The sequence below is a fragment of the Bacteroides sp. genome, assembly GCF_028690125.1.
Lineage (GTDB): Bacteria > Bacteroidota > Bacteroidia > Bacteroidales > Bacteroidaceae > Bacteroides.
Genome location: NZ_JAQVBV010000047.1, coordinates 20,095 through 27,159, shown reverse-complemented (window position 1 = coordinate 27,159; position 7,065 = coordinate 20,095). Strand labels below are relative to the sequence as shown.

5 protein-coding genes and 1 pseudogene are annotated in these 7,065 nt (G+C 35.8%); all 6 read left to right on the top strand.

Annotation, left to right across the window (positions count from 1 at the left end):
- Positions 1 to 710 precede the first annotated feature (710 nt).
- Positions 711 to 893: pseudogene (locus tag PHO71_RS21815) on the top strand (UDP-glucose 6-dehydrogenase); the annotation flags it as partial.
- A gap of 383 nt (positions 894 to 1,276) precedes the next feature.
- Positions 1,277 to 2,314 (top strand): acyltransferase family protein, encoded by a 1,038-nt coding sequence (locus tag PHO71_RS26285; RefSeq protein WP_367279923.1) that lies wholly within the window; start codon positions 1,277 to 1,279, stop codon positions 2,312 to 2,314.
- Positions 2,304 to 3,839: a lipopolysaccharide biosynthesis protein gene (locus PHO71_RS21810; protein ID WP_300207507.1), complete on the top strand. Its 1,536-nt coding sequence runs from the start codon at positions 2,304 to 2,306 to the stop codon at positions 3,837 to 3,839. Before PHO71_RS26285 ends, PHO71_RS21810 begins: the two co-directional genes overlap by 11 nt.
- A 1-nt stretch (position 3,840) precedes the next feature.
- A complete protein-coding gene (locus PHO71_RS21805; RefSeq protein ID WP_300207504.1) occupies positions 3,841 to 4,839 on the top strand; it encodes a polysaccharide deacetylase family protein in 999 nt (332 codons plus the stop codon).
- A gap of 11 nt (positions 4,840 to 4,850) precedes the next feature.
- Positions 4,851 to 5,837 (top strand): glycosyltransferase family 2 protein, encoded by a 987-nt coding sequence (locus tag PHO71_RS21800; RefSeq protein WP_300207501.1) that lies wholly within the window; start codon positions 4,851 to 4,853, stop codon positions 5,835 to 5,837.
- A complete protein-coding gene (locus PHO71_RS21795; protein ID WP_300207499.1) occupies positions 5,834 to 7,051 on the top strand; it encodes a Coenzyme F420 hydrogenase/dehydrogenase, beta subunit C-terminal domain in 1,218 nt (405 codons plus the stop codon). The genes PHO71_RS21800 and PHO71_RS21795 overlap by 4 nt, the downstream gene beginning before the upstream one ends.
- Positions 7,052 to 7,065: the final 14 nt, after the last annotated feature.

Sequence of the window (7,065 nt, the reverse complement as noted above, 5' to 3'; positions counted from 1 at the left end):
GCCCTGTGCGGATTGATCCTGACCCTGGCGAAGCCACCGCCACCCGTGCCGCCAACCTGTTAGGCTGGTGCCTTATCGTAACCGCCGCCACCGCCTGGTACATAAACCACCTGGTGTAGGCATATAATCCCTTCCGTATCGCACGGAGGGGATTTTTTTGTGTCTACTATTTCCGTACACCCCTTCTACGCAAAACTTCCCTTAAGGATAAAAAAAACTTTCCTTAAGGATAAAAAAAAGTATACGTAAGGAAAGATTCCGCCAGCCCCCCTCAAACAAAAACGGCCCTGTAACATTTAATTCACAACAAAATCACGCTAAAAGGTTTTTTTTATCTAAAAAAAGTAGCATCTTTGCCAACAATTTACAAAAACAGGAATAAACGCTACAAAACAGTCCGTTACCTGTACAAAGAGTTACTCCATTGGGAGTGACGAACCTTTGGTATTACAACCCCCAAGCTCAAGACACAATGAAATCTGTAACACCAGCCCAATCAACCGAGGGCTTTGATCGTTGCCCGGCAACAGCATACTATGCAAACCCAGGCCAAACAAAATCAAATAAAGTACAAACCAACCACCCGGCCCGTCCAAAAAGACAGTCCGCCAGCATTGCGCTGAAACCTTTCAATGGGTTTGAGGCGTGAGGGTGTGTTTATACATTTTAGATATTTATACGAAACTAAAAGTTAAATTGCACATCATAATATGAGACCATACAAAGATATAAAGATAGCCGTGGCTGGAACAGGTTATGTAGGTATGTCAATAGCAACCTTACTAGCACAACATCACCAGGTTACTGCGGTACATGTAATCCCTGAAAAGGTAAATCAAATTAACAATAAGATATCTCCTATTCAATACGAATATATTGAAAAGTACTTGGCTTAAAGCGTTGGTGATATTGATATATACGTATGTGAAAGAGAGTACACAAAAGCTATAAATAAAATGGTAGAACCCTGTGGATATAGTGCAGATAAATGCCGAACTTCCCTTTTTGCATCCACCTACATACAAACGATGTTAGATTCCTAACAAACGATGTTCTTGAGACTGGTAATTTTGGTTCTAATAGCAAATTGGATTGTATCATCAAGACACCTATAAAGAGGTTGTATCATGTGTATTAATGCCTAAGACATGCGTCAATTTTGAACAGAGAACACGCGATGAGGCCTTTGTGGTGTCGGTGAGTCAATATGTTATTTAATTAAATTAGGCAAGCGATATTTTCTTAAACTATAAAAAAAAACAAGTGTATAAAACAAATGAGACTTTCGAATTTTGAAGCATTACGTATAGTTGCTATGTTACTGGTTCTGGTAGTACATACATGCTTTGTTAGTATCGGACGCCCCAACTCAGTAGAGATTATTCAAGAACCAGTACTGTCATTTTGGCGACTATATGAACAATCCTTAGCCTCTGTATGTGTAAACGTTTTTATAATGATTTCAGGATGGTTTATGATTAAGCCCTCTTTTAGAGGGTTATGTATGTTCCTATATCAGATCTTATTTTTCTCGATTCTAATCTTTATTACATCTTCGATTTTATACGCCTTTAGTTATGACATCCCCTATTTTAAATGCTCTCATTTTTCATTTAGAGGATTAGTGGAAGCTTCCATGGTGGTTACAAGATATAATTGGTTTATTGCTTCTTATATTATATTATTTATATTGTCACCAGTTTTAAATTCTTTTATTACGAGCGCTAATAGGAGAATATTTTTCTTAACATTGTTGTCCTTTTTCATTCTTGAAATATACACTGATTATATTAGAGGCGGTGAAACGGCGATGTTTGATGATGGCTATGGGGTGTTGTCATTTATTGGATTATATCTTTTGTCTGCATTCTTGAAGAAATTCTATCATGGACGGCTACATGGAAAAAAGAGATTTCTGATATATTATATGTTATTTAGCTTAATAACGGCTGCTTTAACTTATTTCTTGTGCAGATATGGGTATCCAAGACGAATCTACCAATATAATAGTCCTTTCATTATAGCATCAAGCGTATGCCTATTTCTGTTCTTTGCTAAGATGTCATTCAATAGTCGATTCGTAAATTGGATCGCAGCTTCATCTTTTGCAGTATTCCTCTTTAATGTACACCCTTTGATTTTTAATGGATACAAGGATTTTAATGATTACATATTCCAAAATAATATTTTTCCAATATATTATTTAATAAAAGCAATTTTTGTAGGCTCATTTTTTGTTTTTGCAATCTTGCTTGATCAATTTAGAAAATATTCTTGGAATTTAATAACAAAGTGCTATATCAATGGAAACTAATGATAATAAGCGTCTTGCAAAGAATACACTTATATTATATATAAGGATGTTTTTTACCATGGGTGTAAGCCTCTACACATCGCGTGTTGTACTTGCAATCCTTGGTGTTACTGATTATGGTATATATAATGTCGTAGGAGGTGTTGTGGCGATGTTTAATATAATAAACAATGCCATGGCTTCATCTACGCAGCGCTTTATGACTTTCGAGCTAGGTACTGGAGATTATGAGCGTTTGCAAAAAGTATTTTCGACTAGTATCAATATACATGCTTTGATATGCGTAATCATGGTATTGCTGGCAGAAACCATAGGATTGTGGTTCCTAAATACACAACTTATCATTCCTGCTGAACGTATAGTTGCCGCTAATTGGGTCTATCAAATGTCTGTATTGGCAGCATGTATCGGTGTGATGAGCGTTCCATATAATGCTGCAATTATTGCCCATGAGAAAATGTCTGCTTTTGCCTACTTTTCGGTAATGGATGTCACTTTGAAACTATTGGTAGTATATCTATTGATGATATCACCTATAGATAAACTGATATTATATTCAATTCTGATTTTCTGTGTAGGATTGATCTCAAGAATAGTGTATGGTATATATTGTAGCAAGAACTTTGTAGAAACAAAATATACCAAGGTTAAATATACACCTTTGTTTAAAGAGATGCTATCCTTTGCGGGTTGGGGCTTGTTCGGAAACTGTAGTGCATTTGCAAGCACACATGGTGTAAACTTATTGCTAAATACTTTTTTCTCACCTGCAATTAATGCTGCTAGAGGTATCGCCGTACAAGTCCAAATGGCAGTACAAAACTTTTGCTCTAGTTTCCAGATAGCTCTTAATCCACAGATAACGAAGACTTATGCAAGCAATGAATGTGATCGCATGAGATCTTTAATCTGTACTAGTAGTCGTTTATCCTTCTTCTTGGTATATCTAATGGTATTACCTATTGTTCTTGAAGCTAACGAGATTCTCTCGGTATGGTTGAAAGAGGTGCCAGAGCATACAGTTAATTTTTTACGAATAATTCTTTGTGTATCATTGATTGACACTTTAGCAAATCCAATTATAACAGCTGCTGGTGCTACTGGTAAGATCAAAAAATACCAGACAGTAGTAGGTTCTATTAATATAATGATAATTCCCATATCATACATTATCCTACGAATATGTCCTGTTCCTGAATTAGTATTTGTTATACACGTTCTAATGGCATTAATCGCACAAGGAGCAAGGATATACTTAGTAAGACCGATGATTGAGTTGCCACTCCGGATGTACATAAAGAAGGTTGTCATAAGAATTGTAGGCACAATGATTATTTCTTCCGTATTGCCTGTTGCATTATATATGACGTTGCCGTCAATGTCAATAATGTCATTTTTATGTATCGGCTTTGTGAGTGTGTTCTCTGCGTTACTATCAGTGTTTTACATTGGCCTAGAACAAACCGAGCGTGATTTTGCAATATTGAAAATCCAAAATATGTTGTGGAAATATTCAAGAAAATAATATGAGAAAAAATATATTTAATTTGCTATACCCAATATATGCGCGAGTAAGAAACTTTAGTTATCTATTTAGGGGTAAGCCACGTGCAGTTGGATATATATTTATGCTTCATCGCGTAGAGGAACTTTCATCAGAGAAACTCTATGCAAACGAGAATATGAATATCTCACCACAATACTTGGACAACTTTTTAAACCAAATAGAAAAAAAATATGATATTATTCGTTTGGAAGAAGTCCCCAGTAGGTTGAGAAGCCAGAATCTTAGAAAGTTTGCTGTTTTTACAATGGATGATGGTTATAAGGACAACCTCTACAATGCTTTACCTATTTTTAAGAAGCATAATGTTCCGTATACCATATTTGTAACTACCAACTTCCCGGATAAGAAGGCTATCTTATGGTGGTATATCGTTGAGGATTTAATATTAGGTAATGAAGAAATTCGCTTATCCAATGGTGTGTGTTTGAATGCTAGAACTAAAGAAGAGAAGGAGGAATGTTTTATAGCCTTAAGAAGAGAGATATTAAAACTGGATCAGCAGAATCTCTTAGCAGAACTTTTAAAACTATTCTCTTTTTACAGTATTGATTGGTATTCTAAGTGTGATACTTTATGCCTAAATTGGGATGAGATTAAAATACTGAAAAACGAGCCTCTAGTCACACTAGGTGCTCATACAAAGAATCACTATAATTTGAAACAACTGCCACATGAAAATAATGTTGCAGAGGAGGTGTTATCTGGTTATGAGAGACTAAAAGAAATGGCTGATATTGAAAGTACAATATTTGCATATCCGTTTGGCTCCTTTAATGAGGCATCTGAAAGAGAATTTAGTGTTCTTTCAGGGTTGAAAGATAAGTTCATTCTTAGTGTTCGAGCAATGGGTGGTCCCGTCTCGCAAGGGGATAGCGATATGTATTCGTTGCCAAGGATAATGATAGAAGAAGAAAAAAGTTTCAGAAATCTTACACTCGTTAAGGGTGTAAGAGTTTAGATCAGTCTCTAATGAATAGTATAATAACAATCATAGTGCCAGTCTATAATGCAGCCCTGTATTTAGAAAGATGTGTAAATAGCCTACTGTGTCAGTCTTTTTCCAATATCGAGATTTTGCTAATAAATGACGGATCTAAGGATACGAGTGCAGCAATATGCGATAAACTCTCTAGTCAAGATTGCCGCATCAAAGTCTTTCATAAAGAGAATGGAGGAGTAAGCAGTGCACGCAATCTAGGATTAGGTAAAGCATCAGGTACTCATATATGTTTTGTTGACGCTGACGATTATGTAGGACCCTCATATATCGAAAATTTTGTTGAAGGATTGAACAATGGGATGGAATTGGTCTTCCAAGGTATCAATCTTTTACGGAATGGAATTATTGAAGAGCGATGTCCCATTTCAGGAAGATATGTTGGAAATGATATATTGAATGGTATTTCAGATATCAATAGATTTTCAATGTTTGGCTTTGTCTGCAATAAACTATATAGAACTGACATTATTCGCAAGAACAAACTCCTGTTTGATACTTCCATAACTTTAAGTGAGGATAGAATATTTGCGTTACAATACATTAAGCACATTGAGTGCTTAGTTACTATTTCCAAGAGTTCATATATTTATGAAATTCAGCAAGGAGGTCTTACTAACAGATGGCGCTCGTATGATGAACTGAAAGCCGCAGCAGATGCAAACTTGAATGCCGCGCTTGATCTTTTGCAGAAGTGGGACAGTCCTCGCTTTCAGGATGACACTCGGAGAATGTATGTAATGTCAAGTTATGATTATATTAGATCACTGTTCTTATCAGAAAATAACAGTACTATTACGAACCAACGTTATGGGTATTATTACAAAGCATATAGGAAGTGGCAGTCATATTATACTCCAGATGATAGAATGCATAAGATTATGCAAACAATAATAAGAATACCAGTGCTGTTTGTATCTAGATACTTAATGCGTATATATATGCAAGGAAAGAAATGAAAAATAAACTCCCCAAACTCGCTAACTATAAAGATTGTACAGGCTGTATGCTCTGTGCTGATATATGCAACCATAAAGCTATTCGTTTTTATATAGATACCAATGGCTTTTGGAAACCTGTAATTAACGAACATAATTGTGTTGGATGTAAGCTTTGTGAAACGAAGTGCACAGAGGTCAGAACTAATAGAATTGAGATAGTGTGTCGGCAACCTTTACGGGGACATGCCATATCCGAAGCCGTGCGACTTCGTAGTACATCAGGAGGATTATTTTATTCTATTGCAGAACATGCGATACTGTCCAAAAATGCAGTTGTATATGGTGCTGTTTGTGAAGGGACAAATGTATTTCATAAGTCTGTAGAAACAATAGAAGAACTTAAAGAACTTCAGGGAAGTAAATATGCTCAGAGCAATGCCTCAGGAATATACACAGATGTAAGATCTCGTTTAAGGCAAGGAAGATATGTAGTCTTTTCAGGTACCCCTTGTCAGGTGAATGCACTAAGAGTATATTTGAAAAATGACTATGACAATCTGTTGTGCATAGATCTTATATGTCATGGAGTTCCCTCTAATATACTGATGTACAGGCATCTTGCTATAAATAAAGGCGATGGCATCATTCAATTCCGAACAAAGGAGAGAGGATGGGGGCGTGATTCTTATCTGACTATAAGTAGAAAAGGACAGGTGGTTACGATAGATGACCCTTCAAAGAATCTGTTCTATCATGCTTTCCAGTCAGAACAATGTTTTCGCTTAAACTGTTATAAATGCCAATTCAATGATATTCATAGAACTGGCGATATTACATTAGGCGATTTTTGGGCTATTCGTTTTACAGTCGAATACGATAGATTAGGAGAATCAACTATATTACCAAATTCAATTAAAGGTTTGAAGTTTTTGCAGTCTTGTAATAATATTGAGTATAGAGATGCAACATGGGATGATACTTTGAGATGTAATCCTAGGTTGTATACCAACAGGCAAGAATATTTAAAAACAGCTCTCAGTTCTAAGATTAACAGACTATATAGATTATTGCCATCAAGATTAGCTGATTATATATTTGAGGCATGGCACTCCAAGCATAGGCATCTCTTCTATTTGTGGTCGAAGCATCTGGAGAGAATACAAAAAAATCTTGACGCCAATGATGATGCTTTGAGTGATATCCTCAAAAAAATAGAGAATAACGCAATGTAAATTACCTAATGATA